Genomic DNA, 19,539 nt, shown 5'->3' with positions numbered 1-19,539 from the left:
AGAAATGAAGAAGAAGGAAGTTTGAAAGTGAATACTATAAAAGTTGGTGGAAAGATCGATCGAAGGCTACCAAAAAAACTAGTCTACGTAATACTTATTATTTTTTAAATTACGACATTAGAAACGGGATGAATACAAAATTATCTAAGTGGATCAGCACTACAATAGTAGGAATGAGTCTACTATCAACAACAGGCTACGCACAAAATACAATCACAGTAAACCCTACAATTCAACGTTATTTAGGAGAGACTACGTCTGAACTTGATCGAGGAAAATACATGCAAGCCCATATTTGGTTTGGAGATAAAGAAGATCAGGATTTTGAAGCGTTTAAAAACGAATACAATATTTCATCAGAGTACAAAGGGTCAAGAAGATTCTGGAGCCCATTGAGCACTGTGAAGAACGGAAAAAGACCAAAAGTAAAAAATAAATATAACGGAGAAAGGAAAGTACAGCCTTATTCAGTGGTTACAGGCAGAGCAACCAACTTCTTCTATGATAGAAGTGTGGATTATTCAGAAGCGGATGTATCAGAATACTCAAAAGATTTAGCAGCCTATATTGCGGAACGTTTCAAAAAAGATTGGGTGGAGATGCCATCTATCTATGAACCGTACAATGAGCCAATGGTGCATGCTAAAGACCTTTACCCAGGCAAAGGCAAGAAAAACAAATCAGACAAAGCCATCATTAAAATCTCAGAATCTTTAAGAGACATTGGACAAGCAATTCATGCTGTTCCAGAATTGAAGAACATGAAAGTGGCAGGGTACGCCTCAGCATGGCCGGCTTTTGAAGTAGGCGACTTTAATGTTTGGGATACTCGCTACCGTACTTTTATCGACATAGCTGGTAAAGACATGGATATCTTATCCGTTCACCTATATGATGGAAAAGGCTTGAACAACTCCGGCGGACGTCGTTCTGGTTCTAATGCAGAAGCGATTTTAGATTTGATTGAGGCTTACTCTTACATCAGTCTTGGAGAGGTAAAACCAATTGCTATTACAGAATATGGTCGTTTAGTAGATGATCAACCGGGCTGGACAGCAAAAAATGGAAAATCAAATTATCACCCTATTGAAAACTCACAAGCTGTAAGGTCTCAAATGCATTTAGCCATGGGCTTTATGGAAAGAGGTGATAATATTGTATGTGCGATTCCATTTTCAACAGGAAAACAATCGCCTACAAAAAAGTTTGCGAAAGCAGGTCTTTGGACTAAAGGTGAAGATGGCGGATGGGAATTGACTTCAAGAAAGTATTTCTTTGAAGTACTGAAAGACGTAAAAGGTAACCGTGTGCACATTGGTTCAGATAATGTAGATATTCAAACGCAAGCTTTTGTTGACGGCAAGCAATTGTATGTGATTTTAAACAACTTAAATGAAGAAACACAAACATTAAACCTTGCTATTGACGAGTTGAAAGGTCTGAAGAAAGTAGAGACCAAAAGAATCAAAACCTATGTCAATCAATTACCTGAATTGATAAAGGAAACGTCTAAAAAAGCACCATCGACTATAGATATTGCGTACGGAGAGACGATTATTTTAACTTATAATTTCTCCAAGTCTCTTCCTACCAAAAAGAAAGAATACAGCACAAAGTATTACGCAAGTGAATACTTAAAACCAATCAAAGCCAATGAAGCGAATACATTTAAATTCCAAAATGTATTGGCGGATGCAAAAGGAAGTGCCGTTTTGCGTTTAGGCGTAGGTAGAGACCACGGTAAAAGCCTTCAGCCAGTAGTTACAGTCAATGGTCAAAAGGTAACATTGCCAGAAGATGTAATCCGTGGCTACGACCAACACAACAGAGGAAAATTCTTTGGATTACTAGAAATCCCAGTCCCAGCGGACTACCTAAAATCAGGTGAAAACGAAGTGAACATTACTTTCCCTGACAGCAATGGTAGAATCAGCTCGGCAGTATTGAAAGTAATCGGTTTCTCAAAGAAAAACAGCTAGAGTACTCACTCTCAGTATAGATTTATTTGATTAAAAGAAAGGCAGGAGCAATTCCTGTCTTTTTTTGTTTATTCATAAATCCACATCAACATATTCTTATTTTGTTTCAATAAAGTATCTAAGTACCTCATAGTGTCATTGGAAACGGCCGGACATCCCCAACCCTCAGGTGTACCAATAGGAAAAGTCTCTTTGTCTTTAACCCTTTCCCATGAGTGTAAAACGATTATTCTTTTATACGCATTACTATTGGTCGATTCTAAGCCATGCATTTTATAATTTATTTTGATGCCCCAGCTACTGACACCTCTTTTACCCATTCTATATTTACCGAGTGAGGAAAGATGACTTTCTGGTACATTGCTAAATTGAGGTTTAGCTCTTGTTTGATCATCAGACCAATAAGCATCACCACATCCATGAGCTACAAGTGCTTTTTTGATCACTTCTTTTTTTGCGAAGTCATAAACAAAAAACCTCAAATTACCCGAATGTATTCCCATATCTATAAGGATACAATAGTTTTGAGAAAGATTATTTTCTTTACAATAAGTGAGTGCTTTTTCTGCTTTTTGTTGGACCCTTTGCTGGATCTCTGTTAAGCTAAAATTGATGGAGTCACATTCGTACTTATTTTCTTCAGTAAAAGTGATATCATCCCAATCATCATTCCATGTCGTACTTTCGTCTTCTTGGCAAAACACATCGATTGAAAATAATAAAAGGAGTAAAAAAATAGGATAAAGTTGCATGTTGTTAGATGAGTAACATTAAATAAAATGGAATTTATTAAAAATGATGCATATACCAACTAACAACTATAATAATACTTTTAAATACACATACATTAAATTCAGATGTATTAGAGGGATATATGTTTAATATAAACTGTTTGTTATTGGGTTTCTATTTCTAGTGCTTTGTGATAAGATTAATTGTTGATTGTAATTGACTATTATACAGTAGTGTTAAGTGGTTTTTGATATAAGTATATTGACTTTAATGAGAAAATTAAATGAAAATATGTTTAATGACAAACAATATCTCTTTGACGACTTTCTCTAGATGTTTGAAGTGGAATTCAAAGACCTTTGTAAGGTAATCAAACGCTAATTGATCCATTTAAAAACACTTTAAACAAATAGAACAATGAGTATTATTAAAAACGAACAGGTTTTCCCTCAACAAAAAAGGACGCAGTATTTCCCAAATAAAACAGGTGATTATTGTAAACCATAAAGATTTTTAAAATCTGCAACTTCATAAAGAAAACTCCACATCAGCCTGATCTTTTTTAGTTCGGGTTTGATGTGGGAATAAAAGCGCCTTTTAGTAGAAGGGTATCGTCTACTACTGTTTTATTTGAACATTATTCCTCAAAGAGGGGTAATTTTTTGTTTTTTAGTGGGAGAAATTTATTAATCGTTCTATTGACGTTTTTTTTATCTTTTATGTGTGATGGTGTCTTCTATTTTTGATTCGAAATGAAATGAAACTATGAAGAGACTTATGACACCGAAGGTATTTTTTAGTTTACTACTACCTTTATTACTATCACTGTCGCTTTGGGCTCAGGAAAGTAATAATGCTTATTTTAAGAAGATCAAAAATGAGAAGGTAATTTCTGATCCTTCCATTGTGTGGAAAAACTTTGGCCCCGGGATGTCAGGTTATTGCGAAGAGTTTTGGTGTCATCCAACCGATCCTAACGTAATGTTTATGGGGCCAGATATGCATGTGACTTTTGGAACATGGGATGCTGGGAAATCATGGCATACGGTAAAAGATTCAGACGGTTTAGGATATGATTTAGAACGTACTCACGACATTCAATTTTCAACGAAGAATCCAGATTTTGGAGTAGCTATTGAAAGAGAAGGAGGAGTCTATACTTCAGAGGATAGAGGGAGAACTTGGAAACAAGTGGCTGACATAGGGAAGGCTCATACTAAACTAACGATTCACCCTAAAAAAGATCAAACGTGGTTTATTGGAGCAGGTGATTTTTGGAATGTGAAAAATAACCACCGATCACTTCAAAAACTCAATGGAATAAAGCACAAAAGAGCAGACTATGGTTATATACTAAAAACAACAAATGGTGGTAAATCTTTTAAAAAGATAGCCACAAATATCGCTGAAGATTTAGATGTGGGAAGAATTATCATTCATCCTGTAAAACCTAACTTCATGTGGATTGCTACGAATCATGGTGTGTTCAAAAGTAAAAATGAAGGTAAAAGTTGGGAATCATGTGCTAAGGGGTTACCCAATAATTTGCCAAGGGATATGACCGCTCAGTATGATGAAAAAACGGGAAAATTCACATTATTACTGATTGAGCAGACGTATTTTGAGGAAAATAATAAAACCGTTTCAACAAAAGGAGGAGTATATAAAAGTACTGATTTAGGTGCAAGTTGGGAAGATATTTCAAGTAATCTTTACTTTGATTTAAATCAGATACATTTCACTGCTGAACATGATCGTTTTTACAGAGCGGTAGGCTATTGGTTTGGTATTTCAAAAAAAGAAGCGAAACAAAAATTTCCTCAGTTGCCTAATCATACACTTTCAGTATTCAATCGTATTGTAGTCAATCCTCTTAATTCAAATGAGATTCATGTTGCATTCAACAAAAAACATGATTTTAGTTTTGGCCCTGGAGATTTGTGGTCTACGACAGATGGTGGCAAAACTTGGAAAGTGACTGCACGACAAGGAAAATATTGGTTAAGTAAGAATGATTTAAAGTATTGGGAAAAGAGAAATAATCCTACTGGTACAAATATCAAATTTGCCCATTTACAACATTATATGGATTTAGAACCTGCCCGTTCTGGCAATAGAATGTTGGCGGTGAATGCTAAAGGGGAAGTGTTTATTGGAATTGACCAACAGACATTAAAATCTACAGATCAAGGTGGAAGTTGGTTTCAGATTGATGATGATGAAACAGCCACTGGAAGTCAAAAATGGATAGGTAGAGGAGGAAGTAACCTGCCAGGTCGATTTATGTTGTTGGAGACAGGAATTCCAGAACGCCGATTATTATGTAGTGGTGAACATGGGCTTTGGGAAACTACAGAGATTGGTAATTGGAAAGATCCTCAAGCAGTGGCTGTTCAACAGTTAGAGGGGCAGGTAAATCATTTTGGGATGCATTCGGTTTCTACAGTAGCCGTTCATCCTAAAGATCCCAATATTATCTATATTTTGGGATGGAGACAAAGTCATAGGGGTAAATTAAGACGATCAAAAGACGGCGGGAAAACATGGGAGAACATCGCTACTATTTTTGATGCGAATAGCCCACTACATAAAAAGTTGGCTGCTCAGAATTCTCTGATCATTGACCCTCAAAATCCGAAGAATATGTATTTCTGTGCTACTTACCAGATGATTTCAGAGGTAAACGGAGGAAGAGGACCAAAATTAACCAAAGGACAATATGGTTTTTATCGCTCATTGGATGGGGGGTATACTTGGGAAGTAAGTAATAAGGGCATTGACCATAAAGGAGCGAGTATCCGAAGAATTATTATGGATCCGAGTCAACCAACTACTCTTTATGCAGCTGTAAATGATAACAATGGTGGTCTTTTTAAATCGACTGATAAAGGTTCTAATTGGGAGAAGATGAAAATTCCAGCTCAAATCAAAGCAGTCAACAATGTCTTTATTGATCGAAATACCAAAGAGATTTTTATTAGTACGGGTAGAAGAACAGGAGAGTACAATGAAGGAGGTGTCTGGAAAAGTAAAAATAATGGAAAGACATGGCAAAAGATATTCAGTGCCCCTTTTGTGTGGCAAGCAGAAACATCATCTATCAATCCTGATATTATTGTGGTGAGTGTTGCAGGTCAAGCAGGTGATAAAAGAGAGTGTTTTAAAAATCCAGGAGTTTACCTTTCAAAAGATAGAGGTGATACTTGGACTAAAATTAATAAAGGCCTAGGTCAACCGAATAAGATAGTAGATGTTAAGCCGGATCCTTACAATGAAAATGTACTTTGGTGTGCATCGTGGGGATGTGGATGGTTTATCACTTACTTGAATGATGATCAAAACGGGTGGCTTAATCAATAATCATAAGACATCACTAAGACAGGAATATAAATGAGAACGGAAGGTATTCTTTTTAAGTTTTACAATCAATATCCATTAGATAGTATTCAACATCGAAATACATAAGATGTTTATTAATTGTAGTTAGTTAAAATAGTATTATAAATCTTCAAAATAATTATCAAATCCATAGTTTATAAATTAAGTAATAAATGAATTCCACTTTTTCCCTTTTTACTTCAACCATAAAGCAAACTAGCGTATGAATAAAACAACTACGACTCTAATTTTTTCTTTATTGGTGCTCCTTTTTGTAAGGGCTCAAATGGATCAAGCATTCTTCTCATCTTTAAAAGGTGAGAGGATGTCTTCAAACAACAAGATTACAAGGAGGCAATTGGGTCCTGGTAATCAGGTTTTGATAAAAAAGGATGGTACACCAAAGTATCAGTCAGTGGATCAAACATTACAATTAACTTCACTTACTCACCTAACTACCTTGTTTATTCATTCAATAACAGGAAGTTGGGAAATGACAAAGCATATTACTCCAAAGCAAAATATAAATCTACATTCATTACTTGCGGGGGCGTACGTCTGCAAGTTCTATCAAAATAATCAAGTATATACTATCAGATTACTCAAAAGGTAACATAAACCATACTCTAATAATGAAAACAACAAAAATTTCGATCCTAACATTACTATTACTATGTATCTCGACTTTTGGCTTTAGCCAGAAGAACATTGTCTATGGCGAAGACTATATGGTCTGGGAAGCCGAAGACACGGAGTCTCCACTAGGGAAGTGGAAACTAAGAACACCGGGAGATCCTCTTTATTACAAAGGGGATGGAATTGAAGCATTCAATCAAACCTATATTGAATTTAGGGGTGCTTGGGCTTCAAAGGAATCACCATTGACTTATAAATTCACTTGTCCAAAAACAGGTGACTACAGAATGGTGATGCGTTTATATCAACCTTTAACAGAGGATGAAAAAGGTGATCAGAAAAACGATATGTTTGTTCGCCTAGAAGGTGATTATACAAGTGCAACAACAAAACCGAAGACTGAATTGGAAAAAGACCATAAGTTTTGGGGGAGAGGCGTAAGAGTCTGGGGTACTTGCTATAGTCTTGAAATTGGTGGCTCACATGCTCATGCCACTTATGGTTTGAAAGAAGGTGAAGAATACACCCTTGTGATGTCAGGCCGTTCGGCAGGAGCGAGTATTGATTATATCATGTTTTACATGGATAATCCTCCAAAAGCAATTGGAAACCAGGATTTAGCACTGCAGTTTCCTGAAACACATAGACCTTTTGTGGATCCTACGTCAATTGATATATTACCGACTGATGTTACTACAATCAGAAAGGGTTCATCTTTACAATTTGACTATGCACTTCAGCCTGTAAATACAAAAAGGGAAGTATTTTGGACTTCTTCAGACAACAGTATTTTGACGGTTGAAAATGGAAAAATTACGGCCGTTGGTGATGTTGGAACGTCAGCAACGATAACAGCAACTGCAGCAACAGGTCTAAGTACTAACATCACATTGACCATTGAAGAATGGTTTGCAATGGGGGTGGAAAGCATTGAGGTCAATCCTGATCCAATTGTAGTTCCGGCTACCAAATCAGTTCCTGTAACCATAAATGTTTTACCTTTTGGAGCAGACAATCCAGAAGTGGAATGGGAAATTAAAGATTCTTCAATAGCTACTATTGATGAGAATGGCGTGATCACTGGAGTAACAGAAGGAGAAACTTCTTTAGTGGTAAAGTCAGTGGAAAATACTTCAATTTCGACTGAAGTGATGATTACAGTGGGCGAATATGTGGAAAGCTTTATTAAGTTCTCTGCAACGAATGAGGAAATTTTAAATGCGAAATACGAAGCAGGAGGTAAAATGCCGGTTAAATTTGAATACCATGCAGGGACAGGTAATACAGTAGGAGAATCTATTAAATTAAAATTAAGATACATCAAAAGTGATGGAGGTTGGAAAATATTGGAAGATGTATCAGTGGATTTAGCAGATCCTATTGGGACTGTTGAAGGTGTAGTTGAAACAGAAATTTCTTTAGAAAATATCAAACCTGTTGCTGAAATTGCATCGAATGAGTTCTATTACCTTTTCGTGCAAATGACCACTTCAAATGGCATTAAGAAAAATGTAGGGCTTCAGCCTATACAAATTATCAAGGCTACCGAAACGCCAGATCCGGACCCTGATACACCTCCGGTATTGAGTACATACAATCCTGTTCAGGCTGAAACTACTATCTATCCAAATCCTTCAAGTGGAACAGTTAGTATCCGAACAGGCGATAATGTTCCAGGTACTTTCCAAATCGTGGATATTAATGGTAAACAAGTGAAAGAAGGAACTTTTGTTTCTAGTGTTCAAAATGATATTTCTGATCTATCGGCAGGCTTCTATTTTATTCGCATAAAAGTAGCTTCAGGCAATGCCGTTTTTAAACTACTGATTGAGTAATTTAATTATGAAAAATTACATTTTAACCTTGATCGGCTTAATGGTGTTTACACCGTTAAGTTACGGTCAAATAACAATTTGGAAAACGAAAAAAGAAAAACAACATATCACTACTCCTCAGTGGGTAGTGAATGATGTTGTTTTTAAAAGTAAAAAGAAGGTGAATGAGCCTCTTCAGAAAAACATTTTTGCCTTAGTGCAAGGAGAAGGAGAGGCAACTCAAAAAATCCCTTTATTTTATAATGGGAACAATGAGTGGGTCTTCCGTTATTCGAGCAGTACGGAAGGGGTGAAAAAGTATATTCTTACTTCTGAGATAAAAGAGTTAGATGGTAAAAATGGACAAATCACTGTAACTAAAAACGAGAAAAAGAATCGTCATGGTGGAATTGTAGTGCATGAAGATAATCCTCAGCACTTCTTTTATGAAGATGGTAAACACTACTTCAATATGGCCTTTGAATGTGATTGGTTATTTGCTTTGGACTATGGACAAGACGAATTGCCAAAAACAAAGCACCTTTTGAACGTACTAGAGGAGTACAAGTTTAATCAGGTGGTAATGAATGTTTATTCTTATGATGTCAAATGGAAAAAAGATCCAAAACTATCTCAGTATCCTCAATTTGAGTATGGTGGAAGGGAAGATATCTATCCTTTTTTAGGTTCAAATGCTTCACCCGATTTTAGCACATTGAATCTTCAGTTTTTCCAACACTTTGATAAAGTCATTTCAGAAATGCATGACAAGGAAATTGTCTCACATTTAATGATTTATGTGTGGAATAAACTGGTCAATTGGCCAGATATGAATTCAGAGTCGGATAATTTGTATTATGATTATGTGATCAAAAGATATCAAGCATTCCCTAATATAGTTTGGGATGTATCAAAAGAGGCTTTGCTGTATGGTAGAGCGACAGAAGAATATATTAATGAGAGAATTGATAGAGCCCGAGATCTTGATGCTTATAACCGTTTGATCTCAGTACACGATTTTGGTTTTTGTAAGAGAAATAGTTCTAAAGTAGATTTTATTTCGATGCAAAATTGGCAACATACACTCTATCAAAATATGCTTCAAGCTCAAAAGGAATTTAAGGAAAAACCTATTTTCAATATTGAGCATGGCGGTTATGAAGAAAGCCCTTTCCGAGTATTTCCTGGAGCTTATATCAACGCTGAAGCTTGTTTAAGAAGAAATTACCAATGCCTCTTTGCAGGAGGTTATACCACATATTATTGGCAGGGTGCTTCATGGAATGTGGTCATTCATAATCCATTTGAACAACCTGCAGATTTCAAAAAGCCTCATTTTGAGTACTTCAAGCATATGAGAACGCTTTTTGAACAATATAATTTTGAAAACTTTGTACCTCTCTCACATCACAATTCTAGCGGCTTTAATCTCACCAACAAAAAAGATGGTGTGGTAATGATGTATACGCCAAAAGAAAATCAGTGGATAGGAGTACATAAAGTATTAAAGAAAAACTTCGATTATTCTGAAGCTAAACAACAATGGTTTAACACCCTGACAGGTGAATTTTCACAACAAGAAGATTACAATACTGAACCTTTCGATTTTTGGTATGAAAGGCCATGGAAAGGAGAGGCGGATGTGATCCTTATTATTTCAAATTTAAAAACAAATTCAGTTAACTAAACAGTGTAAATTATGAAAAAGATTATTGCATTATCAGTAATAGTATTGATGTCACTCGTATCATTTGCTCAAGATGTACCAGCCCCAGGAAATTGGGCGAAGAAGAATGCGGAGAAGTATGTAGAGTTTGCTACTAAAGAGTGGAACCTTACAGAAGAGCAACAAGAGGTGATTTACGGTTACCGTTTAGATTTTATTGCTAGACGTTCACATGTATATCAACAGAAGAAAGCGGGTAAACTAACACAAGATGAAGTGAAAACTCAAGTACAAGCTATTCAAAAAGATATTTCTCAAAAGTTTACAAAATACTTAGACATTAAGTGGAAAGAGTATTACAGAGTAAATAAAGCTTTTGATGAAAGCAGAAAAGGTAAATAACAAGCTTTTGAAGAGTGAAGAATTGTAAACTAGGTTTTTGTTATTCATGTATAATAGGATAGCATTTTACAAGCTTTTAAGATTCTACTTCCAAGCTTCTATCTTCTTCATTTTTCCATTGATGAAAAACGAAGCAAAAAATCTAGGTTTAGAAGTCAAAAGCTAAATTTTATGTATTGAGCCTAAATGATTTTAAACTCGCTGCACTCAAACAGCAAAATCATTTTTAACGTCTCAATGCATAAAATTCTTAACGCTTTTCCCTTCAATGCCGATGGAAGAATTAAAAGACGAAGGACTTCAATGCAATGAAGTAAAGAGTATCACTTTATGAATCAACATGAAAAGTTCGTAATAACTTAGTTTACGAATCTCAAACTCATCAAAAACTTTACCCAAGTATTTTGAGAGGCGTGGCTTACTACACACTCATAGGATGAAAAGAATTATTGTAGAGTTTTATAGTAATTCGTAGATAGTAATAATCAATATTCTTTCCCCTTTGATTTGTGTAGTGGCTAACGCTCATCAAAACACTATTTTCACTAAAGCATTCTAAATTATACTCTCATTGGAATCAATAAATTAACTAAATTATGAAAAAGATTATTATCCTATTTGCCCTATTTCTAATCTCTAATTTATCCTTTGCTCAGTCGGTACCAACTCCCGGAGAATGGGTTCAAAAAAGTGCACAGCATTACATTGATTTTGCCAGCAAAGAATGGAATCTTTCGGAGTCTCAAAAGAAACATATTTACGACTACTATCTTAATTTTTTAGCCTTTAGATCATACTATTTTAAAAGAAAAAAAGAGGGGACTTTAACCGCAGAAGAAACGGCGATGTTGGTGAGATCAATCCAACAAGAAACAACGCAAAAGATCACAAAATACCTCGGTATTGATTGGAGAGAGTATTATAGAGTCAATAGGGAGTATATGAAAAGAGGATAAGTGTTGTGTTTAATGACTTGATTGTGTGTTTCTTTTTTTAGACAAGGGGTTGAAAAAAATCATTATAAGGGGGATAAATTTATAATCTTCCGATTTGATATAATTTAAACGGCCTATCTTGCGTTTCCTTTATTTCTTTGTTTAAAACTAGACATTAAGAACAACAGAAATGAAGAGAAGGTTATTACTACTTATTATGGGATTATGGCTTATGTCATGCTCCCAACAACGAACAAACTTTGAACGGGAGATAGATTTCAATTTTGATTGGAAATTTACGTTAGTGGAAGATACTTTACCACCAACGCAAGTGCCTTTATCGGATCAAGATTGGAGGGACATCAGACTCCCTCATGATTGGAGCGTGGAAGCTTCTTTTGACTCAACTTTAGAAGGATGTGTGGGGTATTTACCCGGTGGCGTAGGGATGTATCAAAAACATTTTAAAACGCCAGTAGATCTAAAAACTAAAAATGTATTTATCCTTTTTGATGGTGTGTATAATAACGCCACTTTTTGGATCAATGGTAAAAAGTTAGGAGTAAACCCTTACGGTTATTCGCCTATTTATTATGACCTATCCTCTTACCTACATGAAGATGATAAAGAAAATATTATTACAGTTCATGTAGATCATTCTCGTTTTGCTGATAGTAGATGGTATACGGGAAGTGGCATTTATAGAAATGTAAAATTAGTGACCATAGATAAATTACACATTCCAATTTGGGGGACATTTATCACTACTCCTGAAGTCACAGAGGACGCAGCCAAAGTCCAACTTCAAATTCAATTAGAAAATAATCATACTACTACTCAAAATGTAGAAATTACGACAAGTATTGTCGATGCTTTTGGGAAAGAAGTTACAACGGTGAGTTCTACTCAAGCATTAGGCTCAAATCAAAAAAACAAAATCAATCAAGATTTCATTGTAAAATCACCAAAGTTGTGGTCGCCGGATACACCTGTTCTTTACAATGCTTTAACGCAATTGAAAGTCAATGGAAAAGTGGTGGATGAATACAATACCCCTTTCGGTATTCGTACAATTGAATTTAAAGTCAATGAAGGTTTTTACTTGAATGGAAAAAATACTTTAGTAAAAGGAGTATGTCTGCACCATGATGCTGGTTTAGTTGGAACAGCAGTTCCATTGGGCGTTTGGGAACGTAGATTGAAACTATTAAAAGAGGGTGGAGTCAATGCGATCCGTACTTCTCATAATCCGTTTTCGAAAGAGTTCTTAGACCTTTGTGACCGAATGGGTTTCTTGGTACAGCATGAATTATTTGATGAATTTGATTATCCTAAAGACAAACGTCAGAATTTTCATGATCGTCATTCAGATTATGCGACAAGAGGTTATGATGAACACTTCCAAAAGTGGGCAAAGAGTGATTTGCAACGTACGATGCTAAGAGATAGAAACCATCCGTCTGTATTCCAATGGAGTATTGGTAATGAGATAGAGTGGACATATTTACATTATAGATATATTACAGGATTCTATACTGACCCTAAAAATCCAAATAAACAAAAAGGCTTCTTTGGTAAGCCTCCGATGTTTACCGCCAAAGAATTGAAGGAGCGTTATGACAATTGGGAGAAAGGAGATTACATTCTTGCAGAAACAGCCAAAAAATTAAACGATTGGGTGAAAGAAATGGATGACACTCGTCCTACAACAGCCAACTTGATTATTCCTCAAGTCAGTCATGTGAGTGGATATGCAGATGCAGTAGATATACCGGGTTATAGCTATAGAAATGTGATTTTCCCTTGGGCTAAAAAATATTTCCCAAATACTCAAGTGACGACCAATGAGTGTCCCGGGACATGGGATGATTGGAAACAGGTATTAGAATATCCTGGTGTATTCAGTATTTTCATGTGGACAGGTATTGATTATATCGGTGAAAGAAATGAGCGTTGGCCCGAAAAAAGTGCTTGGGGAGATATGCTTGATTTAGCAGGTTTCAAAGTGACGGGCTGGAATTATTTCAAGAGTATTTGGAAAGATGAACCACACATTTCTATTGGTACTTTACCATTGAAGGAGTCAGGTTTTAAAGCACACCCTATGTCAGGTCTTCCTGTTGCTAAATCAAAAAAGTCATACAAATGGAGAAATAGCAACTGGCATTGGAACTACAAAAAAGGAGAAAAAGTATTGGTGGAAGTGACTTCTAACTATGCTACCGTTGAGCTGTTATTGAATGGCAAATCGTTGGGTTATAGAAGTATGTCAGACAGCCCAGGTAGAATTATGCGTTGGGTTGTTCCTTATGAAGAGGGAGAATTGGTGGCTAGAGCAAAGTTGGGGAAAGAAGAAACGATCACAAAACTTAAATCAGCTGGAAAACCATCGAAGTTTTCAATTGCAGCAGATAAAAAACAGTTGAAAGCAGATGCCTATGATGTTTCCCATATTGTTTTCCAATTGGAAGACAAAGAGGGTAATCCTGTAAAAACAGAAGATGTAAAAGTCACTTTTGAAGTGGAAGGAAATGCTAAACTCTTAGGTGTTGATAATGGTGCTTGGACTAATATTCAAGATTTCCAATCCAATCAACTTATGACTTCAAAAGGTAGAGCATTGACTATCATTCAGACCACTAAAAAGGCAGGCGATATTAAAGTGACAGCAAAGGTGGAAGGGTATCCTCAGCAAACAATTACGCTAAAATCATCTAAATAATAAATTATATAAAAGTATGAAACTAAATGTCCTCTTTTTGATCGCTTACTTACTAACTACCTCACTATGGGCTCAAAATTCAGTCGTAAATGTCACTGATTTTGGGGCAGTAGGAGATAGCACTACGCTCAATACTACATCATTTCAACAAGCGATAGATGCTTGTGCAAAAGAAGGTGGAGGAACAGTGAGAGTTGGAGAAGGAATATTCAAAATTGGGACAATTTTTCTAAAAGATAATGTAAAACTATGGGTTACAGAAGGAGCAAAAATCATAGGAAGTGAAAATCCGATGGATTATAAAAGTATTGCTCCTTTTGTAGATGCCACAGGTCAGCCAAGAGGAAAATGTTTGATTGGTGCTGAGAAAGCAAAAGGCATAGCGATTTATGGTAAAGGAATAATTGACGGGCAGGGTAAAATGTTTTTGTATAAAAACATGAACGCTACTTTGGAGAAATTGGGTGTTTTAAAGGAAAAAAGAAAACCTTTGATAGCGGATCGCCCGTTCTTGATTCGATTGGTCGGGTGTGAAGATGTCAATGTCAGTCAAATTACTCTGCGACAGTCTTCAGCATGGACGCTACACTTTTTCCAATGTAAAAATGCAGTGGTAGAAGGTATTAAAATATACAGTCATGCACACCGAAATAATGATGGAATTGATATTGATTCGAGTACAGATATTTTTATTAAAGATTCAAATATTGATGCTGGAGATGATGCCGTATGTATCAAGGCAACAAGCCCATTACCGACTCAAAATGTAGAAGTAGAAAACTGTACCCTCAAAAGTGATTGGGGAGCAATTAAGTTCGGAACAGAGTCAATGGGTGATTTTAAAGACATTCATATTCACGATTGTACGATCAATGAAACATTGGGTGGTGGTATCAAAATCTTAAGTGTAGACGGAGCCAACATTGAAAACATTGTCATTGAAGATATCAAAATGTACGGTGTGGATATGCCTATTTTTGTTCGTTTGGGTGAGCGTTTAAGAACCTATAGAAATGCCCCAAAAGAGCAAGTAGGCAGCATGAAAAACATCCTTTTGAAGAATATTTATGCTGAGGTGTTACCGGCAAATAAGACTAGAGTAGCTTCGCCGAGTGGCATTTTGATGACAGGTACTGACCAACATAGGATTGAGAATTTCAGAATGGAGAAAATCGAAATCAAAATGGAGTCGGCAGGAAAGAAAGAGGATAAAAATAATGAGGTGCCAACGTTAGAGACGAAATATCCAGAGTATATCCCATTTGGTGTTTTACCGGCTTATGGAATGTATGCTAGGAATATCAAAAATATCACGATCAAAAATCTTCACTTTCATCAAGATGGTAATGATCAGAGGTATCCAATTTTGTTTGATAATGTAATTTCAAATACATCTAAAAACTTAAAGTTAAACAACGAAAAAGTATTTATTCATTTTGCAAAATCAGAGGATGAAAATGAACTATAAACTCTTATTACTATTACTCGTTTTTGTCCCGAAGGTATGGGCACAACAACCTAATGTGGTCTTGATCTATACGGATGATCATCGCTATAGTGGTATTCATGCATTAGGTGGACAAGCGGTAGAAACGCCCAATATGGATAAGTTATCCGAGGAAGGAGTCGTTTTCGATAATGCTTATTTGATGGGTTCTTTTGCGGGAGCAACTTGTATTCCTAGTCGAGCCATGTTGCTGTCAGGTCGACCTCTTTTTCATTTAAAAGGTGCTGGGCATAAAATCCCAAAAGAGCATACTACTATTGCTGAGGCTTTTCACGATGCAGGCTATCATTCCCACATTGTAGGGAAGTGGCATCAAGACAAAGCATCTGTTTCCAGAGCTTTTGATTCCGGCGGACAAGTGATGGGATTGGGTGCTTATTTGGTCGATCATTACAGAATGCCGCTTTGGCAATGGAATGATCAAGGGAAGTACCCTAAAAGTGATGCTTACCTTATTTCTTATGATAAAAAGCAAAATAGAGTAAAGGAATCGTTTACAGCTGAAAAACGTGAAAGAGGTCCTTTTGGAACGGAAGAAAATGGTCCTCATACCTCAGAGATTTTTGCGGAGGATGCCATTGATTTTATCGAAAATTACAAAGAAGAAAACCCCTTCTTTATGTATTTGGCATTTCATGCGCCTCATGATCCACGACAAGCCCCTAAGCGATTTAAAAAGAAATACCCTGAAGATAAAATTGAGCTTCCTCCTTCTTATATGCCCCAACATCCTTTTGATAATGGGCATATGTATTTAAGAGACGAAGCCCTAGCTGCTTGGCCAAGAACAAAGGAAGTTTCTCAAAAGGAACTTTCAGATTACTATGCTATTATTACTCATTTGGACGAACAGATCGGAAAGGTAATCGCTTCACTCAAGGCAAGCGGTCAATATGAAAATACGATTATAGTTTTAGCAGGAGATAGTGGTTTAGCAGTAGGAAATCACGGTCTGATGGGAAAACAAAATGTATACGATGAAGACGGCCTTCATATTCCGTTGATTATTGGAGGTGGAGCGATTAAGCAACCGCAAAGAAAATCGGCTTTATGCTATACACATGATATCTATCCTACGATTTGTGACCTTGCTAAAGTAAAAATTCCTGCTTCTGTAAAAGGGAAAAGTTTACTTCCTGTTATCAATAATCAGAAAGAGCAAATTAGAGACTATACTTATCATGCCTATCGTCAGTTCCAAAGAGCATATAGAAAAGGGGATTATAAATTGATTGAGTATGTTAGAGCGCCCGATTTTACAAAAAAAGACGGTCATTCTGTTAGAGGATCAAGAGTGACACAACTGTTTCATGTAAAGAACGATCCATGGGAAACACAAGATTTATCTTTTTTCCCAGAACATCAAGAAAGAATAAAACAAATGCAATCTGAAATGATAAAGGTTGCTCAAAAAGAAGAAGATTATAAGGAAAAAGTAGAGTATGGTTTTGACTTTTGGGATTACTATCACTCGGCTTTAATTGTTAAATAATGAATGAAATGAAATTAAATAGGTTAACATTATTATTACTGTTTTGCTGGGCAAATATCGCTCAAGCACAAGAGATCAACTTCTCTTATTTTGATGAATCACTACCCATTGAAGAGAGAGCGGAAATTCTAGTTAGTCAAATGACACTAGAAGAAAAAATTAATCAGCTCATCAGCAGTGCTCCAGCTATTCCAAGGTTGAATGTTCCTGCTTATGATTGGTGGAATGAAGCCTTGCACGGTATTGCAAGAAATGGTAAAGCGACCATTTTCCCTCAAGGGATTGGGATGGCAGCCACTTTCGATACGACTTTAGTTTTTGAAGTAGCAGATGCCATTTCAACGGAAGCAAGAGCAAAGTTTAAAATCTCTCAAGCGATGGGAAATACCAGCAAGTACGCAGGCCTGACGTTCTGGACACCCAATGTCAATATCTTTAGAGATCCACGTTGGGGTAGAGGACAAGAAACGTATGGGGAAGATCCTTATTTAACCTCAAGAATCGGTTTGTCTTTTGTCAAAGGATTGCAAGGCGATGATGATAAAATCTTAAAAACGGCGGCTTGTGCCAAACACTTTGCAGTACATTCAGGACCGGAAAGTCAAAGACATACTTTTGATGCTCGACCTACGCAAAAAGATTTATACGAAACGTATCTTCCTGCTTTCGAGACATTAGTTGTAGAAGGAAAAGTTGAAGGTGTAATGGGGGCTTACAATGCCGTTTTTGGCGTTCCTTCATGTGCTAGTACTTTCTTATTGGATGACGTATTGAGAAAAGATTGGGGATTTGATGGTTATGTAACGTCAGATTGTGGAGCGATCAATGGTATGTTCCATAAAATGAAATATGTGGACAGTGCTCCAAAAGCAGCAGCAACAGGATTAAATGAAGGAGTGAATTTGAACTGTGGTCGTACTTATTTGAAATTAGCGAAAGCAGTAGAGGAAGGGTTAATCACTGAAGAAACAATTCACCAACGTGCGGTACAACTTTTCAAGACAAGGTTCAGATTGGGTATGTTTAACAAGGACAATGCTCACCCTTATTATAACGTTGCGAAAGAAAATATCCACTCCCCTGAGCATGTGGAGTTAGCGAGAAAAGCGGCTCAGAAATCCATTGTTTTATTGAAAAATAAGAACAACGTCTTGCCACTTCCAAAAGATATTAAAGTTCCTTACGTAACAGGTCCTTTCGCCAATTCAGCAGATATGTTGATGGGTAGCTACTACGGTATCAGCCCTAATTTGGTGACGATTTTGGAAGGAATTGCAGACAAAGTTTCATTGGGTACTTCGTTAAATTATAGAAGTGGTGCTTTACCATTCCAAAAAAATATCAACCCTAAAAACTGGGCGCCAAAAGTAGCTGCTGAATCTGATGTAACGATTTGTGTGGTTGGTATCACTGCTGATATGGAAGGGGAAGAAGTAGATGCGATTGCTTCTGAAAATATTGGAGATAGAAAAGACCTAAAGCTACCTGAAAATCAATTGAATTATGTAAAGGAAATCATTGAAAGCAAAAAAGGTCCTTTGGTATTAGTAGTAGCAAGTGGTAGTCCGGTTTCATTGGAAGGTATTGAAGAGCATTGTGATGCCATCTTACATATTTGGTACCCAGGTGAACAAGGCGGAAATGCAGTGGCTGATATTTTATTTGGTGATGTTTCTCCATCAGGAAAGTTACCAATTACTTTCCCGAAAAGTATTGCTCAATTACCGTCTTATGATGACTATTCAATGAAAGGAAGAACGTATAAGTTTATGAAAGAAGAGCCATTATTCCCTTTTGGTTTTGGCTTAACGTATACTGATTTTGCTTTTGAAAACCTTCATTTATCGTCTTCTACTTTAAAGCAGAAAGATAATTTAGAGTTGTCATTTACGGTAAGTAATACAGGAAAAGTAGATAGTGAAGATGTAGTACAACTTTATATTTCTCCTAAAAAACAAGAAGAGTTAACTCCTCAATATATTCTTCAAGGTTTCCAAAGAATTGCTTTAAAAGCAGGGGAAACAAAAGAATTTACTTTTGAATTATCATCTGACGATTTCAAACTTTTCAACGATCAAGGTGAGAAAGAATGGGTGAGAGGAGAATATGACATTAGCATTTCAAATGCTCTTCCTTCGGAAAGAAGTGAAGCGTTAGGTGCTGCAAAACCATTAGTAAAAACGGTAAAATTAGTCGGTAAAAAGTCAAGTAAATAATTAAATAGATTCTTCTTCTTAAGGCTTCACTTTGGCACTTTTGCCTAGGTGAAGCTTTTT

General features: G+C 36.3%; 12 protein-coding genes. 11 read left to right on the top strand and 1 reads right to left on the bottom strand.

The annotated features are described in order from the left end of the window. The first annotated feature begins 128 nt into the window (after positions 1-128). Complete coding sequence (locus tag PL77_RS15090) at positions 129-1,979, top strand: hypothetical protein (protein WP_044206894.1); 1,851 nt, start codon at positions 129-131, stop codon at positions 1,977-1,979. Positions 1,980-2,047: 68 nt separating this feature from the next. On the opposite strand, the gene PL77_RS15085 is transcribed toward PL77_RS15090, so the two are convergent. Further along, positions 2,048-2,731 (bottom strand): murein L,D-transpeptidase catalytic domain-containing protein, encoded by a 684-nt coding sequence (locus PL77_RS15085; protein ID WP_044206891.1) that lies wholly within the window; start codon positions 2,729-2,731, stop codon positions 2,048-2,050. A 745-nt stretch (positions 2,732-3,476) separates the two neighbouring features. Between PL77_RS15085 and PL77_RS15080 the strand changes: the two genes are divergently transcribed. The 10 genes from PL77_RS15080 to PL77_RS15035 all read left to right on the top strand — a co-directional run bounded on the left by PL77_RS15080 (position 3,477) and on the right by PL77_RS15035 (position 19,479). Beyond that, on the top strand, positions 3,477-6,071 hold the full coding sequence (locus PL77_RS15080; protein ID WP_044206890.1) for a sialidase family protein: 2,595 nt from the start codon (positions 3,477-3,479) through the stop codon (positions 6,069-6,071). A gap of 241 nt (positions 6,072-6,312) precedes the next feature. Then, positions 6,313-6,702 (top strand): T9SS type A sorting domain-containing protein, encoded by a 390-nt coding sequence (locus PL77_RS15075; RefSeq protein ID WP_044206888.1) that lies wholly within the window; start codon positions 6,313-6,315, stop codon positions 6,700-6,702. A 19-nt stretch (positions 6,703-6,721) separates the two neighbouring features. Beyond that, positions 6,722-8,560, top strand: a complete 1,839-nt coding sequence (locus PL77_RS15070; protein WP_082026555.1) for an Ig-like domain-containing protein — start codon at positions 6,722-6,724, stop codon at positions 8,558-8,560. Positions 8,561-8,567: 7 nt separating this feature from the next. Further along, positions 8,568-10,226 carry a DUF4038 domain-containing protein gene (locus PL77_RS15065; protein WP_044206882.1) on the top strand — a complete coding sequence of 553 codons (1,659 nt, stop codon included), beginning with the start codon at positions 8,568-8,570 and terminating at the stop codon, positions 10,224-10,226. Between the two features lie 12 nt (positions 10,227-10,238). Next, positions 10,239-10,607, top strand: coding sequence for a hypothetical protein (locus tag PL77_RS15060; RefSeq protein ID WP_044206880.1), 369 nt, complete (start codon positions 10,239-10,241; stop codon positions 10,605-10,607). Positions 10,608-11,203: 596 nt separating this feature from the next. Then, positions 11,204-11,563, top strand: coding sequence for a hypothetical protein (locus tag PL77_RS15055; protein ID WP_044206878.1), 360 nt, complete (start codon positions 11,204-11,206; stop codon positions 11,561-11,563). Positions 11,564-11,732: 169 nt separating this feature from the next. After that, the gene (locus tag PL77_RS15050) at positions 11,733-14,264 is read left to right on the top strand and encodes a glycoside hydrolase family 2 TIM barrel-domain containing protein (RefSeq protein WP_044206877.1); all 2,532 of its coding nucleotides are present in this window, start codon (positions 11,733-11,735) and stop codon (positions 14,262-14,264) included. A gap of 16 nt (positions 14,265-14,280) precedes the next feature. After that, complete coding sequence (locus tag PL77_RS15045; protein ID WP_044206875.1) at positions 14,281-15,732, top strand: glycoside hydrolase family 28 protein; 1,452 nt, start codon at positions 14,281-14,283, stop codon at positions 15,730-15,732. Then, entirely contained in the window at positions 15,722-17,263 is a 1,542-nt protein-coding gene (locus tag PL77_RS15040; RefSeq protein ID WP_044206942.1) for a sulfatase-like hydrolase/transferase, read from the top strand. Before PL77_RS15045 ends, PL77_RS15040 begins: the two co-directional genes overlap by 11 nt. An 8-nt stretch (positions 17,264-17,271) precedes the next feature. Beyond that, entirely contained in the window at positions 17,272-19,479 is a 2,208-nt protein-coding gene (locus PL77_RS15035) for a glycoside hydrolase family 3 C-terminal domain-containing protein (protein WP_044206939.1), read from the top strand. Positions 19,480-19,539 lie beyond the last annotated feature (60 nt).

The organism is Flammeovirga sp. OC4 (assembly GCF_000812565.1).
Classification (GTDB): Bacteria; Bacteroidota; Bacteroidia; order Cytophagales; family Flammeovirgaceae; genus Flammeovirga.
This window is presented reverse-complemented; position numbering and strand designations above follow the sequence as displayed.